Origin of the sequence: Porphyrobacter sp. ULC335, assembly GCF_025917005.1 — a bacterium.
Classification (GTDB): domain Bacteria; phylum Pseudomonadota; class Alphaproteobacteria; order Sphingomonadales; family Sphingomonadaceae; genus Erythrobacter.
The window spans coordinates 1557681-1577491 of record NZ_CP078091.1 but is presented as its reverse complement, the minus strand read 5'-3'; the positions used below and the strand labels follow the sequence as shown (position 1 = coordinate 1577491).

The 19811-nt window shown below is 67.3% G+C and carries 8 protein-coding genes; 4 read left to right on the top strand and 4 right to left on the bottom strand.

Going from position 1 to position 19811, the window contains the following annotated elements; all coding sequences use genetic code 11:
• Window positions 1-4: 4 nt before the first annotated feature.
• The 4 genes from KVF90_RS07575 to KVF90_RS07560 all read right to left on the bottom strand — a co-directional run bounded on the left by KVF90_RS07575 (window position 5) and on the right by KVF90_RS07560 (window position 12858).
• Entirely contained in the window at window positions 5-3088 is a 3084-nt protein-coding gene (locus tag KVF90_RS07575) for a CHAT domain-containing protein (RefSeq protein WP_264394239.1), read from the bottom strand.
• 1 nt (window position 3089) lies between these two features.
• On the bottom strand, window positions 3090-9908 hold the full coding sequence (locus KVF90_RS07570; protein WP_264394238.1) for an MBG domain-containing protein: 6819 nt from the start codon (window positions 9906-9908) through the stop codon (window positions 3090-3092).
• Window positions 9905-11737: a ShlB/FhaC/HecB family hemolysin secretion/activation protein gene (locus KVF90_RS07565; RefSeq protein WP_264394237.1), complete on the bottom strand. Its 1833-nt coding sequence runs from the start codon at window positions 11735-11737 to the stop codon at window positions 9905-9907. Before KVF90_RS07565 ends, KVF90_RS07570 begins: the two co-directional genes overlap by 4 nt.
• Before the next feature lie 263 nt (window positions 11738-12000).
• Window positions 12001-12858 (bottom strand): hypothetical protein, encoded by an 858-nt coding sequence (locus KVF90_RS07560; RefSeq protein ID WP_264394236.1) that lies wholly within the window; start codon window positions 12856-12858, stop codon window positions 12001-12003.
• A 167-nt stretch (window positions 12859-13025) separates the two neighbouring features.
• Between KVF90_RS07560 and KVF90_RS07555 the strand changes: the two genes are divergently transcribed.
• The 4 genes from KVF90_RS07555 to KVF90_RS07540 all read left to right on the top strand — a co-directional run bounded on the left by KVF90_RS07555 (window position 13026) and on the right by KVF90_RS07540 (window position 19770).
• Window positions 13026-13679 carry a DUF1826 domain-containing protein gene (locus tag KVF90_RS07555; RefSeq protein WP_264394235.1) on the top strand — a complete coding sequence of 218 codons (654 nt, stop codon included), beginning with the start codon at window positions 13026-13028 and terminating at the stop codon, window positions 13677-13679.
• A 93-nt stretch (window positions 13680-13772) separates the two neighbouring features.
• Window positions 13773-15911 (top strand): S46 family peptidase, encoded by a 2139-nt coding sequence (locus tag KVF90_RS07550; RefSeq protein WP_264394234.1) that lies wholly within the window; start codon window positions 13773-13775, stop codon window positions 15909-15911.
• 101 nt (window positions 15912-16012) lie between these two features.
• Window positions 16013-17011 (top strand): glucokinase, encoded by a 999-nt coding sequence (locus tag KVF90_RS07545; protein ID WP_413677020.1) that lies wholly within the window; start codon window positions 16013-16015, stop codon window positions 17009-17011.
• The gene (locus tag KVF90_RS07540; RefSeq protein WP_264394233.1) at window positions 17008-19770 is read left to right on the top strand and encodes a phosphoenolpyruvate carboxylase; all 2763 of its coding nucleotides are present in this window, start codon (window positions 17008-17010) and stop codon (window positions 19768-19770) included. Before KVF90_RS07545 ends, KVF90_RS07540 begins: the two co-directional genes overlap by 4 nt.
• Window positions 19771-19811: the final 41 nt, after the last annotated feature.

Below are 19811 nucleotides of genomic sequence, written 5' to 3'. Positions count from 1 at the left end.
GCGTTCAGCGCGCGAGCCGCGCCGCGCCGTCGCCCACAACGGCAAAGGCCGACCAGTAGAACGGGTGCGAGGTCTGGGCATCGTCCATCAGTGCGACCTGCGAGGATCGCAGCGCATCGGCCGTGGTGCGCCCGTCTGCGGCAAACAGGCCCGAGACAAGCCGCCCGGTGGCGTCGAAATCGTCAGGCACCGGCCAGTGGCTGGCCAGCACCGTGCGCCCGCCCGCCCCCACGAAGGCGCGTACCAGCCCGTCCAGCGCGAATTCGCCGCCGCTGGTCACCCCCGCCTCGCGGGTTGCGCCCACCGTGGCGCTGCCGGCGGTGTCACAGGCCGAAAGGATCACCAGATCGGCATCGATGCGCAGGCCGAAAATCTCGGCAAAGCTGAGGAGTCCGTCCGAACCCTCGCTGCCATCAAAGCTGGTCAGCAGCGCCGGGCGCGGCGGACATTCGGGCTGCGGCGCGGTGACAAGACCGTGGGTGGCAAAATGGACGATGCGGTATTCGGCCAGATCGGGCAGGCCGGCAACCGCGCTGTCGGTGAAGGCCGCGCCGGTCAAAACCTGCGCCGAGCCGCCGAACCGCGCAGCGGCTTCGCGCAGTTCGTCGGCCTTGACCGGATTGGCCCAGATCGATGGCGACCATGTGCACCGCTCGCCTGCGGCAAGGGCGGCGCGGGTGCGCAGGGCACCGGGGGTGGCGGTACCAATCGGCGCATTCTCGCCCAGGCCGAGATAGGCGCGCTTGCCATCGGACGGGCGGCTGCGGCGCACATCGCGGAACGCCGAGGCCGCGACCGACGTGCTCACCTGCACATTGCGGCCCAGCCAGCTGGTGCCGCGCAAATCATATTCGTCCGCGCCCTTCTGCTTCATGCGCTGCTGGTAGGCGGCGACGCTGGCATCGTCGGTGACAAGCAGGTTGATCGGCAGCTTCAGCAAGGCGCCATCCGGCTCGAACACCAGATGGCGCAACTGCGGCAATTCATCGGCGACAGGGGCGAACAGCCGCACGTAAAGCTCGCGCGCGCGCTCAATATCGAAGGGATAGGTCAGCACCTGTCCGCCTTCGACCACGGCGATGCTTTCGCGGATCTGCGTGACCAGCGCCTCAAGCTGTTTCGGCGTGGTATCGGCGCGCCACACGCGCGCCTTGTCGCTAGTGGCGTAGACAACATAGGCATCCTGATCGAGCGTCACCAGTTTCACATAGGCTTCGCCCGGCGCGAGGATCGCTTGCAGATCGGGAAGCGTGATCGCGCTGTCACTGACCGCGCGGTAACGGGGATAGGCGGCGAGCTGTTCAAGCACTTCGGCCTGCTGCTGCTGCAACTGGTCAAGCTGCGCCCGGCGGTCGGCAATCTTGGTTGCCTGACGCGTGGCTGCATCGGGCTGGTTCTCAAGCTCGAGCAGGGACATGCGCAATTGCTCGATGCCGCGCCCGAGATTGGTGGCGGTGCGGAACAGCTGGGCGGCTTCATCGGACCCTTCGGACAATTCCCGCGCCAAAGCGGCCTGCGTCTGGGCAAGGCCCGGGCGCTGGAGCAGCTGGCTGGCCGCGAAAACATCGGCCGCGGCGGCGGTATTGCCCGCGCCCTCCCCGTCGGACAGAAGCAGCCCGAAATAAGGCGTCATGAGGCCCCGCAAGGACGGCAGCGCGCGGCCTTCGGCATCCGATACGATGCTGCGGTAAAGCGCCAGCGCCGCATCGCGTTCGCCCCTGCGCGCATAGAGCCCGGCGAGCTGCGCGCGGGCACTGCCGAGCGCGGGCGAGCCGGGGTAGCCGGCCTGAAGCAGGGCAATGGCTTGACCGTGCAGCGCTTCGGCCTCGCCCGGCGCACCGCCGCGCTCGGCCAGTTCTGCCAATTCGCCCAGCACCTGCGCGCGCAGCCATGCGACGGACACAACGCGGCCGTCTCGCACCTGCGCAAAGGCATCTTCGGCGCGGCGCAGCAGCGGAGCGGCAGCATCGGTCCGGCCCAGCTGGCGCAGCACCGTCGCCTTGAGATAGGCGTGCTGCCCATCAAGCAAGCGCGCGCGTTCGGACGGGCTGAGGCTCTGCGAATATTCGGCCGTGATCCGCCCGCCCTCGCTCGCCAGTTCCCCGGCCAGCGCAGAGCCGATGGTGAGCTGGCGGACATCGTCTGCGCTGGCGGATTCGCTCGGAAGCGGCCTGTCGAGCAGCGCCAGCGCGCGCGCCGGCTCACGCTGGTTGAGCGCGTCCATCGCCTCGTAATTGCGCTGCAAGCGGGCCAGCACCGGGCTCGCCGCCCCGCTGCTCCGGCTGGCGACGAACAGGCGGCGGCTTTCCGCGAAATTGCCGAGATTGGATTGCTGGAGCGCGACATTGAGCTGGGCCTCCGCCGCGCCCGGCCCCGCCAGCGCCGCTGCCGAGACGGCGAAAAACTCTGCCGCTTCGGCAAAATTGCCTGCGTTGGAGCGGCGATAGGCTTCGGCGAGGGCCTGATCGGCGGCGATCGCTTCGGCCTGCTGGCGGGCAAATGCGATCGCATCCGTGGCGCTGGTCAGCGGGATTTCGACCGTGCCGGGCACCACTGTGTCACTGGCCAACGAAGCCAGCCCCAGTTCCAGCGCCTTGGTATAGGCCGACAGGCCCGCCGCCGCATAGGTGCGGCCCGATTGGCTGGCGACCAGCAGATCAGTGCGCAGGATGCTGCCCTCGCGCTGGCAATCGAGGCGTTCGACCGACGCCAGCCCCGGCAGCGCGCCTGATGGGGCTGCGGCATCTCCGACGCATTCGGCCCCAGCCCCGGCAAAGCGTGCAAGATCCCCCGCCGCGCCGCCCGCTGCGCCACGTTGTTCCTTGATCACCCATAGCGTGCCGATGGGTGCCGCGGCATCCCGGCAGATCACCGAGTAGCGCCGGTCAAACAGCCCGGCCCCGGGCTCTGGCGGGAGGATCTGCGCTTCGCACAGACCATTGGAGCCGATCGGGAAGGTGTCGCGCAGGGCAAGGCTGGCGGGGCCTTCGCTGCGCGCCGAACCCGGCACCGCGGCAAGACACGCGGCCAGCGCCGCAAGCGCCGCCGCTGGCAGGATGGCGCCAAGACCGATGGATCGCATCGTCATGTCACTTGCCTCCTGCGGGCGGCACAGCGCCGCCGCTGTAAAGCGATGCATCGCCGCCGCTTGCCACCGGATCGTCAAGCAACGGGTCTTCGGCGATCAGGACCGCATCGGGGCGTTCCGGGAACTCGATGCCGAAGCGTTCCTCATCGTCTGCCTCGCCGCTGTCAGGCACGGTGTCGATCCCCGCCGCCGTGTTGATGACCACCGTGGCGCTGTTGATTTCAGGCGGGACAGGCGGCGCATCAATGGTCAATTGACCGCCGACGAAGGTGGCGGCGTAATTGGGCCCGGCTGTCAATGACCCCTGCCGGATGTCGAAGACCCCGATCCGCTCACCCGGATCGCGCGTCAGACTGCCGGTCAGCTGGTCGCCATTGACCAGCCCATCGCCGCCAATCGTGAAGGTGAACGCCGGATCGCGCAGACCCAGCAGCTTGGACAAATTGTCCGCCGTCACCGTGATCGGGCGCGGCGTGATGGTCAGCTGGCCATTCACGAAGGTCAGCGCGTAATTGGCAGTCGCTGCCAGCGAGCCTTGCGTGATCGCCACATTGCCGACGCCCGTGGCCGCGCCAGCGGTGGTGGTAAGCGCGCCGGTCAGTTGATCGCCATTCACCAGACCCAGCCCGCCGACCGTGAAGCCCAGCGCCGGATTGGCGTTGCCATAAATCCGCGTCAGATTATCCGCCGTCACCGTGATCGGGCGCGGCGTGATGGTCAGCTGGCCGTTCACGAAGGTCAGCGCGTAGTTGGCACTCGCCGCCAGCGAGCCTTGCGTGATCGCCACATTGCCCACGCCCGTGGCCGCGCCAGCGGTGGTGGTGAGCGCGCCGGTCAGCTGATCGCCATTCACCAGACCCAGCCCGCCGACCGTAAAGCCAAGCGCCGGATTGGCGTTGCCATAAATCCGCGTCAGATTATCCGCCGTCACCGTGATCGGGCGCGGCGTGATGGTCAGAAGGCCCGGATTGCCGATAACAAACTGGTAGCCCTGCTCGCTCAGCAACGAACCAAGCGCGATATTGATCGCGAAGGTGCCCACATTCGATGTGCCCGTCGCCAGCGTGGTCAGCTGCGGCGCGCCCGAAAGGTTTGCCACCCCGTCGCCGGGCAGGAAGCCTGTATAGCTTGCCGTGAACGCCGGATTGGCACTGCCATAGAAGCGCGTCGCATCAACGGGCGTGACCGTGAGGAACGGCACAATCCGGAAGGCGGCAAAATTGCCCCCGGGATTGAGCGTATCATAAGCCGCTGCGTTGGCGACGTTGTAACGCCGGGCGTAGGTCGAAAAACTGCCGATCTGCGACCCGGTCGGCGTGGCGGCGAAAATGCCGTAGTGGCCCCCGCCGGTCAGCACGAGGCCCGCATCGCCCGCAAGATTGATGACCTCCCCGTTCAGCGATGCCAGATCGATAGCCCGCCCCGCACCCGATGCGGTCAGCACGCCATCGGCCAGCACAGAGATATTGCTGCCCGCACTGGTGCCGAAATTGCGCACATCAATGCGGCCCGCCGTGATATTGGCGAGCTGGATCGCGCCGTTGACCCGCTGGGGATCGCCCGCGCCATCCAGCAGGCGGATCGTGACCGTGCCGGTGCCGGCGTTGATCCGGCTTCCCTGCGCCATGGTGATCACCGATGCCGGAGGCTGGCTCAGTAACTGTCCGCCGCCGCTGTTGGCGGTCAGCGATATCGCTCCGTCACGGGTCGCCAGATTGCCGCCCAGCAGGATCGAGCGACCGGCCTGCACGCCGATGGTTTGCCCGCCCAGCCCGCCGGTCGCACTGCCATCGCCGAGGATCTGGATCGTGCCCCCTGCGTTCAACGCGACAGTGGTGACGGTCCCGGCCGTCGCCGCGCTGCCGATGATACCGCCCTGTCCGCTGCGCACGACAAGATCACCCGCCGCGACAGCTCTCAGCTGACCGGCGACATTGATATTGCCGCCATCGGCCACCAGTTGCGATGGCGCCGGATCGCCGGTCACCGCGCCGCCGTTGGCCGCCGCGTCCAGAGCGCCAAGGTTCACATTGCCGCCGCCGACAGTGACAAGGAACTGCCCGGCGCGGTTGGTCGCGCCGCCCGTCGCATCGGCAAACACCCCGAGGCTGGTCGCATTGACTGTCGCCGCGCTGCCGCTCGCGACAGCAAAGCCCGCCGTGCCGCCGCGCACCGTGCCCGCCGGCCCGGTGACGGCGCTACCGGCGACCACGATGTTGGTAGCATTCAGCGTGCTTGCGCCAGAAATCGCGATCTGCGCCGCGCCGCCCGTGGCGTTGCCGCTGATCTGCCCGGCCTGCCCTAGCGAGGAGGCTAGCGCCGTGATCTCAATCTGCGCGGCAGTGATCGACCCGCCGCTGAGCCCCAGCGCGGCTGTGCCGCCAAACGAATTGCCGACCGTGCCGGCCTGTCCGCCCGTGCCGTCAGCGCGGATCGCGATATTGGCGGGCGACTGAGAACCGCCGGGCGCGACCGTGAGACTGGTGCCGGTAAGCGCCAGATTGGCCGTGCCGCCGGTGCCCGAACCGCCCTGCCCGCTCGTCCCGCCATCGCCGCCGATGGCGGATGCGGTGATACCCAGCGGGCCTGTCAACGTCAGTGCCGAATTGGTGGCGGCCATCTGGATCGCCGCGCCGGCGGCATTGCCGCCGGCCCCGTTCGTGGCCGAAGCCGCGCCGCCGATAGCGATCTGTTCGACTGTCAAAGCACCGCCGGTGATCTGGGTGCCTGCGAGGGTGACATTGACCGTCGTCCCTTGCGCATTGCCGCCCGCGATAAGGCCCGCGCCGCCGATCATGCTGCTCTGGAGCGACAGGATACCCGGGCTTGTTGGGCTTGGCGAAAGGTTGATCTGCGCGTTCTGGGTGTTGACGGTGATTGATCCGCCCCCGGCATTGCCGCCGCGCTCGCCAGTGCCGCCGAAGGATTCGTTGAACAGGCTGAACCTGCCGGCCAGATTGGCGGTGGCGTTGATCACCTCGAACAAAACCGCGCCCGCGACCGCATTGCCGCCATTGCCGGTGCCAGAGCCATTGCCGCCCTGCGCGCTCGCCCCGCCGCCTTGGGTCTCGATCGTCAGCGTGCCGCCATTGATCACCCGGATCGATTGCAGCCCCGCGGTCGCATCGCCGCCGGTGATGTTGAGCGAGGAATTGCCCGAATTGCCGCCTTGCGACAGGGTCGAAGGGGTTGCCGTGCCCGACACCAGCGTGCCGCCATCCACCAGCAGGTTGATCGTGCCGCCCACCGCGCCGCCACCGGTGCCGTCTTCCACGTTCGAATTGCCGCCGGTGCCGCGGGCAAAGATGAACATCGTGTCCGCAACGCGGTCAGGATCGTTCAGAATGTTGACCGGCAGATTGACGCTGCCACCCAGGCTGGCTGTGATCTCGACCGTACCGCCCCGGCCCAGCCCGCCGATGCCGCTGCCGCCTTCTGTTGCCCCCCCGATGCCGCTGGCATTGAGGATCGCGTTGCCGGCGGGCGAATCCGCGGCAAAACCGGCCGGCAGGTTGCGCAGGATCGTGAGCCGGCTGCCCGAGCCTGACGCGCGCAGCCGCACGATGCCGCCGGTGCCATTGCCACCTTCGAACGTGGCAGCGGAGCCGCCACGCCCGACCGCGCCGACCTGCACCGAGCCCAGCGACAGCGCGCCGCCGCCCAGCGCTTCTGCATAGGCAAGCCCGCCGAGGGCATTGCCTCCGGCAAAGGACGTTGCGGTGCTACCGCCGAAAGCATTGGCGAAGATTTGCGCATGGCCGGTGATGCTGATCACGCCGGTCGTTGCGGCAACGGCAAAGGCCGTTCCGCCGGTGCTGTTCCCCCCTGCGCCATCGGTCGAGCCGCCTCCGATGGCACTGGCATCGAGCAACGCATTGCCATTGACGGTGACAGTGATCGCGTCCCCGTTGATCGCCACGTTGCCGCCGAACGCATTGCCGCCCGCGCCCGCTTGCGCACCCCCGCCAAAGCCTGCGCCGCCCATGCTGAGATCGGTGGCGGTCAAGGTGCCGCCAAGGCTGCCGAGCACCGAAACCTGCCCGCCGCGCCCGGTGCCGCCGGTGGCGCCCCCGCCGCCAATGCCGGTAGCGCTGAGATCGATTTCGGTCGCGGTCGCGTCGCCCGCGCTCACTGAAAAGACGCTCGCCCCGCCCGTGCCGTCGCCGCCAATGCCTGGCGCGCCGAACGAGGTTCCCCCGAAACCGCCGATGCCGTCCGACAGGGCGTTTACGGTGTTGAAGCTCGCCAGCCCCAGGCCGAGCGAACCGTTCTGCCCGAGCAGCGCCAGCCCGACCTGCGCGAGACCGCCGGTGCCATCGCCCCCGCGCCCGCCGCCGCCGGGAATGCCGCCCGTGCCGCCTTCGCCGCCAAAGCCCGATGCAACGGCGTCGGCCGCGCCAGCGATGATCAGCGTGCCGTTATCCCCGCCCGCGAGGAGGAAAGCCCCGCTGGTGAAGGCCGGATCGGCTTGATTGGGGACAGCGAACTGGCCGCCAATCCCGTCGCCGCCGCGCCCGCCTTGCGGTCCTGTCGAGATCGAACCCTGCCCGCCGCGCCCGCCAAAGCCCCGCGCCAAGGCGCTGGCATTGCCGCCGATGGTAACGCGCGCGGTCTGCGTCAGCGTGCCATCGGCCTGGAAGAAGGAATTGCCTCCCCGGCCCAGCCCGCCGGTGCCGCCGACGCCGAAAGAAGCATCGCCGCCGGTGCCATCGCTTTCGGCATTGGCATCACCGACAATCGCGATCGTGCCGATCACGGCATTGGCTCCGGCAATCCCTCCGGACCCGGCGCCGCCGTCCAGACCATTGCCGCCAAAGCCGATGGCATCGGCCCTGAACCCGGCCCCCACGTTGATCGTGCCGCCGCCCAATGTGGTGGCCGAAGCACGGCCGCCCAGCCCGATTCCGCCGGTTCCCCCTGCATTGTTACCGGCGCGGCCTACGGCAGTCAGCCTGAGGTCGCCGCCGATGCCGATGGTCCCCGGCCCCGCGATCGAGGCACTTGCAACCCCTGCGCCGGCCAAGGCTCCGGCGCCCGCCGCGTTCACACTGCGCGACGTGGCGCTGGCGTCGGCGTCGGCGGAGCCCAGCACTGTGATCGTACCGCCACCGTCGGCGACCGTAATCAGCGCTTGTCCGCCGAAGGCGTCGGATGGTGTGGAGGGGTTCACTTCCGACCCGTTCGCCCCAATGGCCCGCGCATCGACGATGGCGCTGCCGTTGATCGTCACGCCGCCGCCCGAGCGTGCGAACAGTTCTGCCGACCCGCCCCGGGCAGTCGCACCGACCAGAATGTTGGAAACGTTGGTGCCGAAACCGGCCGCCCTGACCAGCACATCGCTGCCGATGGTGACAGTCCCGCCGCCCAAACCGCCGAGCCGCGCCTGACCGCCTTGCGCGGTGCCCGCTATCTGATTGAGATCATCGGCCCCCGCAAAGGCATCGGCCAGCACCCGTGCCTGGCCGGCAACATTGATAGAACCGCCACCAAAGGCCTCGAGCCGCGCCGTGCCGCCACTTGCATTGATGCTATCAAGCGATTGCAGGCCGGAACTGGTGACGCCGTAATCCTGCGCCGATACCAGGACATCGCCTGCAATCGTCAGATTGCGGTTATTGCCCGCCGTCAGGCTTGCCAACTCGCGCCCGACCAGCAGCAGATTGCCCGCAGCCGAACTCGCCGCGTTCACCGCCGCGGCCGTTGTCCGGTGCGTGCCGATCGCCAGCAGGCTGCTGGAGGCGGCGAAATCCTCAAGCGCTATGTCGGCGCGCACAGTCGTCAATTCCGTGTTGCCGCCGAACACGGCGTTGACGCCGTTGCTGATGTTGCCACCATCAACGTTCCGCCCGAACACGTTGTAATTGGCCGCAAGGATGATCTCGCCATTGACCACGCCCGCGCTCTGCGCAGGATCAAATCCGAGATTGCCCCGGAACAGCATCGAAATGGGATCCTGCGAAGCGCGAGCCACCGCGTAGATCATGTGGTTATCGCCGGTTGCCCCGGTGCTGGACGGGCCGCCGACGGTGCCATTCAGCGTCACCACTTCGCCCGCAGCAGCTGTGCCGACAGGAACGGAGATATTGAACAGCCCGTTCGAAAAGCTAAGGTTGACCACCTCGCCCGCGACATAGGCATGGCTGCCGTTGACCCGTGCAACGCCGCGCATCTCGACATCGGCGGCGACCACCGCGAAGAAGCCGTTTTCACGCGCGGCAAGGATTTGCGCACCCGGCAGAATCTGGATGCGCGCGGTCGAACCCTGCGCCGCCGCGAGCTGGAGCGTGGAGCCCTGTTCGGCGAAGTTCTGGAAATTTGTGTCCGTGGTGTTGAGCGTCGTCAGCAACAGCTGCCCCACATCGAAGGTCGCCGTGCCGCCGATCAGCAGACCGGTGGGCGAATAGAACGCCACGAACCCGCCGGGGACGGGGCCGGCTGCACTCAGTACGCGTGACGTCACCGCCCCGTTGATTTCGACGATATTGCCATTGGTCGAGGGCAGGATGCGGTTGAGCACCGCAAAGTTGAAGAGCTGCCCGGTTTCGTAACGGGCGGCCGACCCGGCGGGAAGGAAGGTCAGCGCATCGCCAGCGGCATTCTCAAGCGGGGTCCAATCGATCACCACGGTGGGGGTGAACACGTCGACAGCGGTGGTATCGGGAAGCGGCTGGCTGATCCCGGCGCCGCCGAAAACGACATTGCCAGTCGCCTGGATGCCCTGCGCCGCCACCGGACCGGGGCCGAACATCAACCCCAATGCCAGCGCCCCGCTGCCGCAGCTGACGAGCAGTCCTGAACGCTTGAGAACAGCTTGGCTCATTGCGAAAATCTCCACGGGAACAGGCGGGCCGTCAGCGAGAACATGAAGCGCACATCGCCCCGGGTGGGGGCGAGATCGGGCCGTTCGAGCGGGACGGCGACCAGAAAGTCGCTCTGGATGCCGCTGCCCCACGCGATCCGCACCCCGCCGCCTGCCGACCACAGGCGATCAGGATTGGTGCCGGCCCGGCTCGGATCCTCGTTCCGGACGAAGGCGACATCGGTAAAGACGTAAGGCTGCCACGCGACCCCGGCTTCCGAATTGGGGCTGAGCGAGCCGTAGCGCATCTCAAAGGCCGTCATGATGCCGCTGTCACCCAGCACCGCGCCCGGATCATAGCCCCGCCCGATCGAGAACGATCCCGCCGCCAGTTCCTCGAACGCGGGCAAAGCATCGCCGGTGATCTGGGCCTGTGTTTCAAGCGAGAAGGCCAGCAGCGGGGCGGGCCGGTATTCGATATCCGCGTTAAGCCGCAGCAGCAGCGGCGTGGGATCGGCCTCAATCCGGCTGGGCGCTGCGGCGCCGCCGAACAGGCAGTCGAGCAGATTGGCGCGGCAATCAGGGCTGGCGCCGAACACATCGACACCCTGGCGCACCTCGGCCCCGTAGCGCAGCCGGAACTTCGGCTCGAACGGGGTAAATCCATCCGCGCGCAGCAGCGATCGCCGATCGGTCACTTCCCCGGCGATCCGGGCGTAGACCATCCGCACCGAGTCTTCGCTCAGCCCGAAATTGTTGAGCACAACCTCCTGATCGATGTAATCGAACCCGGCATCGGCATAGAGGCTGTGCCGGCGGCTGCGCACCACCGGATAGCTGGCAAACAGGCTGGCGAAGATCGTGTCCGAGGCGACGTCGAACCCCGGCAGCCCGATCGAGGGATCGGTGGTGCTCCAGGTGAACTGCCCGCCCAGCCGCAACCCTTCGCTGCCGACGCGGAAATCATGGCCGATCTGGACCGTCTGCTGCTCGGCGAATTCGAGCGTACTGAACACGGCGATCGACGTGCGGTCGCCAAGGCCGGTGATGTCATAGATCTCGCCCCGCAGCACGCCGCCGAACCGGCCGATTGCCCTTGAACCGAAATTCTGGACGTTGAGATCGATCATCCCGCGTTGGCGTAGCACCGCGACTTCGCCCACCAGATCACCCGGTGCGCCGCCCGCCGCAGGGCGCAGCGACAATCGCACGTCAAGCCCGGGCAGATCGTCCGCCAGAAGCAGGTAACGTTCGGCCTCATTGGTGTTGAACACCTCGCCGCCGGTCAGCTTTTCGAGGTAACCGGCAACTATTCGCTCCGACGGACCGGCATCGCCGCGCACTCGGACCGACGACAGACGGCCGAACACCACCTTGAAATCAGGGATGCCGTCGGCAAGGCTCTGCTCCGGGATTTCGACCGTGGCAAGGTAACCTTGGGAACGCAGCATGGCGTTGGCCTCGGCCCGGATATCGCACAGCACGGACACGGGTAATTCGCGCCCGACATAATCGGCATAAGCGGCATCAAGCGAAAGACCGGGGACGCGGGCCAGCCCGTCAAAGGCCGCGCTCCTTACAGTAAAGCGGATGTCGGCAAATTCCGGACGATCAAGCGCGCAAGGGGGGCGTTCGAAATCGCCATCGACGGTCAGCGATGGCCCACGCTCTCCTGCGCGCTGGTCGGGCGGGATCAGGTCGCTACGATTGGGCGGCGTGACCGGCACGGCCTGCGCCAGCAGCGGCGCGGGCAGAATGGCGAGCGCCGCAGCGCCCGCAAGCGATAGCGCCCCCGGCATGGCCGAAGCAGGCGCGTACACGCCAAGCCAACGTGAATGAGCGTGCGGCACGGTTCTCCCCCAAACCCTGACGTGCGCAGATATTGCCGCCCGATTGACTGCTCTGCGCATCAGTAAATGCGTTCAGTTGCACGGTGATACCGTTCGTGTCGGCATTCGCCCTGCAACCCACGACCCCTCGTATCCTGAAGCCTACTAAGGCTTGCAGCAAAGACAAGCGTGCAGACCCCGAAAGGTCGCCGCGGGGCGCACTTTGTCGCATTTAGACAAGGTTGAAACGTTTGCAGGGCCAGCGGGCCCTGCATCCGGAGGAATCAATTGGCGGCGGCGAGCATCACCTTGGCCGAAGCGCCCGAAACCGCGCCCGCCTCCACCGGCAGCTTGGCGGGCCGGGCTGCGGTCGGATAGGCCTGCTTGAGCACCGCCAGCGCTTCGGCAATGCGTGCGTGGGCGGCCGGGTTCTCGGCCTTGATTGCCGCGCCCGAGGCGGCAAAGCTGCTCGCCGCGACGGCGGCGAAGCCATAGCCGTCAAGGTATGGTTCGTAGCCGTCGTTCTTGGCGAGCGAGCGATACATCGCGCTCGCCCGTTCGATCTGGTCGGCGATCACGCCGGTGGCGACCTTTGCAGCGCTCGCGTCCGATGCAGGAGCCTTGGACGCCGCCCCGCGCAGCGCGGCAATGATCTTGTCATAGGCCTTGTTGACCTCGGCAGGGCTCTTGCCTTCGATCGCGGCGAGCGAGGCTTCGGTCAGCAGCGGCTTGAAATCCTTGACGCCGAGCTTGGCAAAGACCGGGTCCATGTCGACAAGAACCTCGCTCACAGGATGCGCGAACATTTCGGCGGCAGCGTCCTTCTTGCCTGCGGCATAGGCATCGCGCGCGGCGACCACATGGGCTTCGGTAACAGCCAGCGCGATCCCGTAAGCGACCGGATCGCTGCCCGCGTCGGCAACCGCGACGCCGCCCTCGCCTTCGCCGCCGGCCGCTGCGCCGCCCTCACCTTCACCCGCGCCGCCTTCACCCTCGCCCGCGGTCGCAGCAGTATCGGGCGCAGCGCCCGCCTCGCCTGCCGCACCCTCGCCCCCCGCTTCGCCGCCACAAGCCGCGAGCAGCCCACCGGCAAGCGCCGTGCCGAGGCCAAGCTGGGTCCAGAGTTTGAGGGTGGTGTTCATGGAGCTGTCTATCCTTTGCGCGGGGATTGCATGTGGCAGGCCTCATGGCCCAGATGATAATCACTCGCAAGAGCCTTTCGCGCTGCGGGGCTTGCGTCTTTTCCGCGGCAAGGCTAGCGCTATGTTACAACGTCTCATTATTCTGCCGCCCGAGGTCGCAACCGCTTATGGCAACGCTTCTCAACCGCCTGTCACGATCCTCCGACAACCCTGACGTGCTCTCCGCGATCCGTGATCCGGATTGCAATCTCGCCATCTGGGAGCGGACGGCCCTCGCCGATTTCACGCCGCTCATCGCCGGGACGCCCAAAGATTTGCGTTTCGAAAGCGATGTCGCCGGTGTGCCCGAGATGCTCGGACAAGAATTGCAGCAGGGCGGTTTCGGCGGAGATGCGGCACTCCACCGCGCGCTGATCGATGACGCAACCCTCCTCGCCCGGCTGTTTTGCATGGCGATGGACCTTGCCCGCTTCGAACTGCGGCTGGAGGTGGTGCGCACGGATTCCTGCCGCAAGTTCCACGCCGATTACGTGTCAGCCCGCCTCATCACGACTTACGTTGGCGAAGGCACCGACTGGCTTGACGAAGCTGATGCCGACCGCGTTGCCACCGGCGGCGAGCCGCAGCGCATCCACCGCCTCGCCGCATTCGATATCGGGCTGTTCAAGGGCAAGCTGGCCACCGATCGCCCCGCGATCCACCGTTCACCGCCGATCGCGGGGACGGGCGCAGTGCGGCTGCTGCTGGTGCTCAATCCGGCCAGCCGGTCATTTGTCGATGGCGCGGATTCGCCCCTTCCGCCGCCACGTCATCTGGCCTAACACGCGCGCCATGCGCCTGAAGGCGCGCTCCACTCCGATGTGCGCCGCCGCCCGATGCTGCGCGCGCCATCGCTCGCAAGAGGTATGTGCTCGATGAAGAAATTCCTGCTCGCCGGGGCGTCCGCCCTGATGATTGCCGCACCCGCCGCCGTGCAAGCCGATGAAGGCATGTGGCTGCCGAGCCAGACCGGCGCCATCGCCGACGAGATGAAAGCCGCCGGTCTTGAGCTTGATGCCAAGACCCTGGGCGATCTCCAGCGTCCGCCGCTCACCGCGATCGCGTCGCTGGGTGGCTGCTCGGCCGCGTTCCTTTCGCCCGATGGTCTGGTGGCAACCAATCACCACTGCGTGGCCGGCTCGCTCCAGTACAATTCCTCGCCCGAGAATGATTACCTCACCAACGGCTTTCTGGCGCAGACGCTCGGCGACGAGCTTCCCGCCGCCCCCGGCAGCCGGGTCTATGTGATCGAGGACCTGCGCGACGTTTCCAAGGACATGCTCAAGGGCGCCGAAAAGCTGGAAGGCCGCGCGCGTTATGACCGTCTGCAAGCCAACCGCACCGCGTTGATCGAAGCCTGCGAAAAGCAGGCCAACCGCCGCTGCGACGTGCGCGCCTATTTCGGCGGGCAGCAATACTGGCTCCAGCAGCAGCTCGAAATCCAGGACGTGCGCCTTGTCTATGCGCCCGCCGCTGGCGTGGGCAATTTCGGCGGCGAGAAGGACAACTGGATGTGGCCGCGCCACACCGGCGATTTCTCGTTCTACCGCGCTTATGTCGCGCCGGACGGCTCGTCGGCTGCGTTCAGCAAGGACAATGTGCCCTTCAAGCCCAAGGCATGGCTGCCCATCGCCAAGGACGGCGTGAAGGACGGCGACTTCATCATGGTCGCCGGCTTCCCGGGCACCACCGAACGTCTGCGCAGCGCCGATGAAGCGCGCTTCTACTACGAGGAGCTCTACCCCTATCAGCAGAGCATGCTGACCGAATATGGCAACCGCATCGACGAGCTGACCGCGGGCAATCAGGCCGCGACCATCGCCTATGCCGCAACGCTGCAGGGCGTGGAGAATTACGAAAAGAAGATCGCTGGCCAGATGGCCGGGGCCGACGCGATCTCGCTGGTCGCCAAAAAGCAGGCCGAAGAAGCGGCTTTCCGCGCGTGGATCAAGGCCGATCCCAAGCGCGAGACGCAGTACGGCGCAGCGCTGGCCGAGCTTGATCGTCTGATTGCTGAAGGCAATGCAGCCGCCCTCGCCGATGCGCGCAAGGGGATGCTTGGCCGCGGCCAGCTCTACGGCGCGGCACGCTCGCTCTACCGTTGGGCGAACGAGCAGGCCAAGCCCGACAAGGACCGTGAGCCCGGCTATCAGGCGCGCGACAAGGCCTTCATGACGCAAGGCATGCAGCGCATCGAGCGGCGCTATGTGGCCGAAATCGACAAGGCGCTGTGGGAAGACGGTATCGCCGAATACCGCCAGCTTGGCGCGGACGACCGGATCAGGAGCTTCGACGCCTTCATGGACGGCCGCGACCTCGCCTCGTTCTATGCCGCCACCGAACTTGGCAACACTGCCAAGCGGATGGAGTGGATGGGCAAGTCGGTCGCCGACTTCAAGGCTTCGAGCGATCCCTTCATCCAGCTCGCTGTCGCCACCTACGACGAAGCGATGGCTGCCGAGGCTGCTGACAAGGAGCGTTCGGGTCAGGTCCAGAAGGCCCGTTCGAAGGTGATGGAAGCACGCCTCGCCTATGCCGCATCGCAGGGCAAGACCATGTACCCCGACGCCAATGGCTCGCTGCGGTTCACCTATGGCAAGGTGACGGGCAAGAAGGTCGACGGGCAAGAGTGGACGCCGTTCACCACCGCTGAAGGCATCGTCGCCAAGCACACCGGCCGCGGTGAATTTGACGCGCCGGACAAGATGATCGAACTGATCAAGGCGAAGGACTACGGCCGCTGGGCCGCGCCCGAGCTTGGCACGCTGCCGGTCGATTACCTGTCCACCGTCGACATCACCAACGGCAACTCGGGCTCCTCGACGCTGAACGCGCGCGGCGAGTTCGTCGGCCTTGCCTTCGACGGCACGATCGAAGGCGTGGTGTCGGACTGGATGTATGATCCCGCCATCAACCGCACGATCCACGTCGACAGCCGCTTCATGCTGTGGACCATGGAGAAGGTCGACGGCGCGGACCGTCTGCTCAAGGAAATGGGCGTCTCGGCCCAATAATCCCCGCACGGGTGCAAAATTTGAATAAGTATGCGGCGCGTGGGAATCCCGCGCGCCGCCTGCTACAGCCCTGCCGCTGAGGCGAAGTGACGGGGACGGGAATGATGCGCGATCTGGTGGCGGTCGATATCGGCGGGACACATGCCCGCTTTGCCATTGCCAGCATTGGCGCAGACGGAGCGATCAGCCTCGACGAGCCGGAAACGCTCCACACCGCCGATCACGCCAGCTTCCAGACCGCTTGGGAGGCCTTCCGCGACCGCAAGGGCGGCACCCTGCCCCCTGCCGTCAGCATGGCGATTGCCGGGCCGGTCGGCACGCCGGGCAATCTCAATCCGGTGATCCGCTTCACCAACAATCCGTGGATCATCCGCCCGGCGCTGATCCCCGAGAAGCTGGGCGCCGAACACTACACCATCGTCAATGACTTCGCGGCCGTAGCCCATGCGGTGGCGCGCGCGGATGACAGCCAATTCCTCCATCTTGCAGGCCCCGACGAACCGCTGGGCCGCGAGGGCACCATCAGCGTGCTCGGCCCGGGCACCGGCCTCGGCGTTGCGCATCTCTACCGGTCGGGCACCAGCTATCGCGTGCAGGCGACCGAGGGCGGCCATATCGACTTTGCTCCGCTCGACAGCATTGAGGACGCCATTCTCGCCCGTCTGCGCAGCCGCCACAACCGCGTCTCGGTGGAGCGCGTGGTGGCCGGCCCGGGCATCGTCGACATCTATCAGGCACTCGCCGCGCTCGAACAGCGCAGCGAACCAGAGCGTGACGCGATCGAGATATGGACGCTTGGCACCAGCGGCGAAGACAGTCTGGCGGCGGCCGCGGTCGACCGCTTCTGCCTGTCGCTGGGATCGGTCGCGGGGGATCTAGCACTGGCGCAGGGCGGCTTTGCTGGCGTCGTGATCGCAGGCGGCCTCGGCTACCGCATCCGCGAGACGCTGCTGGCGTCAGGCTTTGCGGCGCGGTTCAAGGCCAAGGGCCGGTTCGAGAGCCTGATGGCATCTATCCCGGTCAAGCTCATCGTCCATCCGCAACCCGGCCTGTTCGGCGCGGCAGCGGCCTTCGCCTCCGAGCATGGAGATGCGGCGTGAGGACGGTCGCGGCGCTGGAAGCGCGGCTTGGCGAGCTGCACCAGCGCACGCGCGAGACACCGCTGTTCAATCCCGTTTTCCAGCTTTCGCTCGACCTGTCGCGCGCGCTGGAAGGGGGCGAGGTCAGCCTCGACGATCTCACCGCATTGGTCGCGGAACTGGAGTGTGACGGGCTGAAAGCACGCGCCCGCAAGCTGCGCACCTTGCTCACGCCGCCAGCCGCTCCGGCAGCGATGACGGATGAGGAGGAAGATTTCGAGGCCTTCCGCATCCGCTGGGAACGCCCGCAACTCCACGCCGTCTTCACCGCGCACCCGACCTTCCTGCTCACCCCTTCACAGGCCGAAGCGGTGGCGCTCTCCGCCTCGGCGCCGGACGACGTTGACGATAGCGTCTGCGCCGTGCCGCCAACGCGGAGCGCGGTGACGCTGGACCACGAACATCGCGCGGCGATGGCAGCGATGGCCCGCGCACAGGACGCCCGCGATGTGATCGTTGCCCGGTTGCTGGGCGACGCCCGCAGCCGCTGGCCGCGGGAGTGGCGCGGCCTTCGCCCCGTGCCGTTCCGCTTCGCCAGCTGGGTCGGCTATGACATGGACGGGCGCACCGATATCGGCTGGCACACCTCGATCGCCTTCCGTCTCGGTGAAAAGGCCGAACGGTTGACGCGCTATACCGCCAGCCTGGAAGCGCTGGACGCCGCTCACCCGCTGCTGGCGCCGCTGCGCCCTGCCACCGCCTTTGCCAAAGCGCGCGCCGAGGATTTCGACGCTGACCTGTCGAGCGCCGAAGCACTTGCAACCGCCGCCAACCGGCTGACCACCCACAGCGCCGACAACCTGCTCTCGCTCACCCCTCTGATAGCCGCGCTAGAAACCGAGGCGGAGACCGCCGAACCCGCCCGTGCCGTCCGCTTGCTCACCCTCGCCGCCGCGATGCGTGCCGACGGGCTGGGCATGGGCTGGATCCACTTCCGGGTGAACGCCAAGCAGCTCCACAACGCGGTGCGCCGCCGCTTGGGCGATCACGAGGCGATCGACCTCGCCAGCAAGGGCGCGATTGCCACGCTGCGCCGTCTGGTCGACGAGGCAAAGCCGCTGCGCACCAATTTCGCCGCGCTCGCCACCGAAAGCTCGACCGCGATCCGCCAATTCATCGCCATGGCGCAGATCGTGAAGCACATTGATGCCGATGCGCCGATCCGCATGCTGGTCGCCGAGTGCGAACAGCCCGCCACGGTGCTCGCCGCGCTCTATTTCGCCAAGCTGTTCGGGGTGGAGGACAAGGTCGATGTCTCGCCGCTGTTCGAGACCGAGACCGCGCTGGAACACGGCGGGCGCTTCCTCGATGCGCTCCTCGCCGAGCCTGCCTACCGCGCCTATGCGCGCAAGCGCGGACGGGTGGCGGTGCAGACCGGGTTCTCGGACGCGGGGCGCTTTGTGGGGCAGGTGCCCGCAGCCCTTGCCATCGAGCGTCTGCAAGGCCGCCTGGCCGAAGCGATGGCCGCCAACGGCCTCGGCGATATCGCCGCGCTGGTGTTCAACACCCACGGCGAAAGCATGGGCCGCGGCGCGCATCCCGCAAGCTTCCGCGACCGGATCGAATGGCCTCTCTCCCCCTGGGCACGGCGACGCTTCGCCCGAGCGGGCATCCGGCTGGAGCCCGAAGTCAGCTTTCAGGGCGGTGACGGATACCTGTTCTTCGCCACGCCCGAACTGGCGCTCGCGACCCTCAGCCGCATTGCCGAACTGCGCCCGGCCGAGACCGACGTGGCTGCGCCCGCAGACCCGTTCTACCACCGCACCGATGTCAGCCTCGATTTCTACCGCGCGGTGAAAGAGCATCAGGGCGATCACCTCGCCAGCCGCACCTATGCCCGCGCGGTGACCGCTTTCGGGCTGGGCCTGCTCAACCCCACGGGCAGCCGCGTCTCGCGCCGCCAGAGCGACATCAACGCCGACCGCGAGATGAGCCTGCGCCAGATCCGCGCGATCCCGCATAATGCGATCCTCCAGCAGCTCGGATACCCGGTCAATGTCATCGCCGGGATCGGCAGCGCAGCGGACGGAAACCGCGAGGAAATCGCTGCTTTGCTTGCAGAATCTCCGCGCGGCAGCCAGATCCTGCGGCTGGCGCGGGCCGCCAATGCGCTCGCCAGCATCAAGACCGTGGCGGCTTACGGCGAGCTGTTCAACTCGGCCTATTGGGCCAGCCGCACCTATCGCGGAACCGAGGATCACCTTGCGGGAAGCTGCGCCGCGCTGGCCGAATATCTGGTCGGCGATGACCGGACCGGGGTGTTCCGCCGCCTTGCCTCGCGCCTGCGGATTGACGCGATCAAGCTGCACCGGCTCACCGACCTGTTGCCCGGCGAAGTGGCCGACGAGGCGCGCGAGCATGTGCGCCGCCGGATCGGCGTGTTGCAGGCGCTGCGGCTGGCCCTGCTCCAGCACATGTTCCTCAAAGCGGTGGCGGTCCCCGCTTTCAGCCGTGCCAACGATATCAGCCGCCGCGATGTCATTGAAATGGTGATGACTTTGCGCGTCGACGAAGCGCTCGCCCAGCTGCGCCGCGCCTTCCCGGTGCGCATCCCGGGCCCCCGCGACTTCCCGCTGGACGAGCCCAGCGACTACCCCGATGGCGGCGAGGAAGGTTACGGCGCGATCGAGCGCGACTTCATGACGCCCATCGCCCGCGCGCAGGAGTTGAGCCTGCGAATCAGCACCGCCATCGCCAACGAGTTCGGCGCGCACGGGTGAGCCGCCGTTGGAGCGATGTTTCACGTGAAACCCCCTGCCGA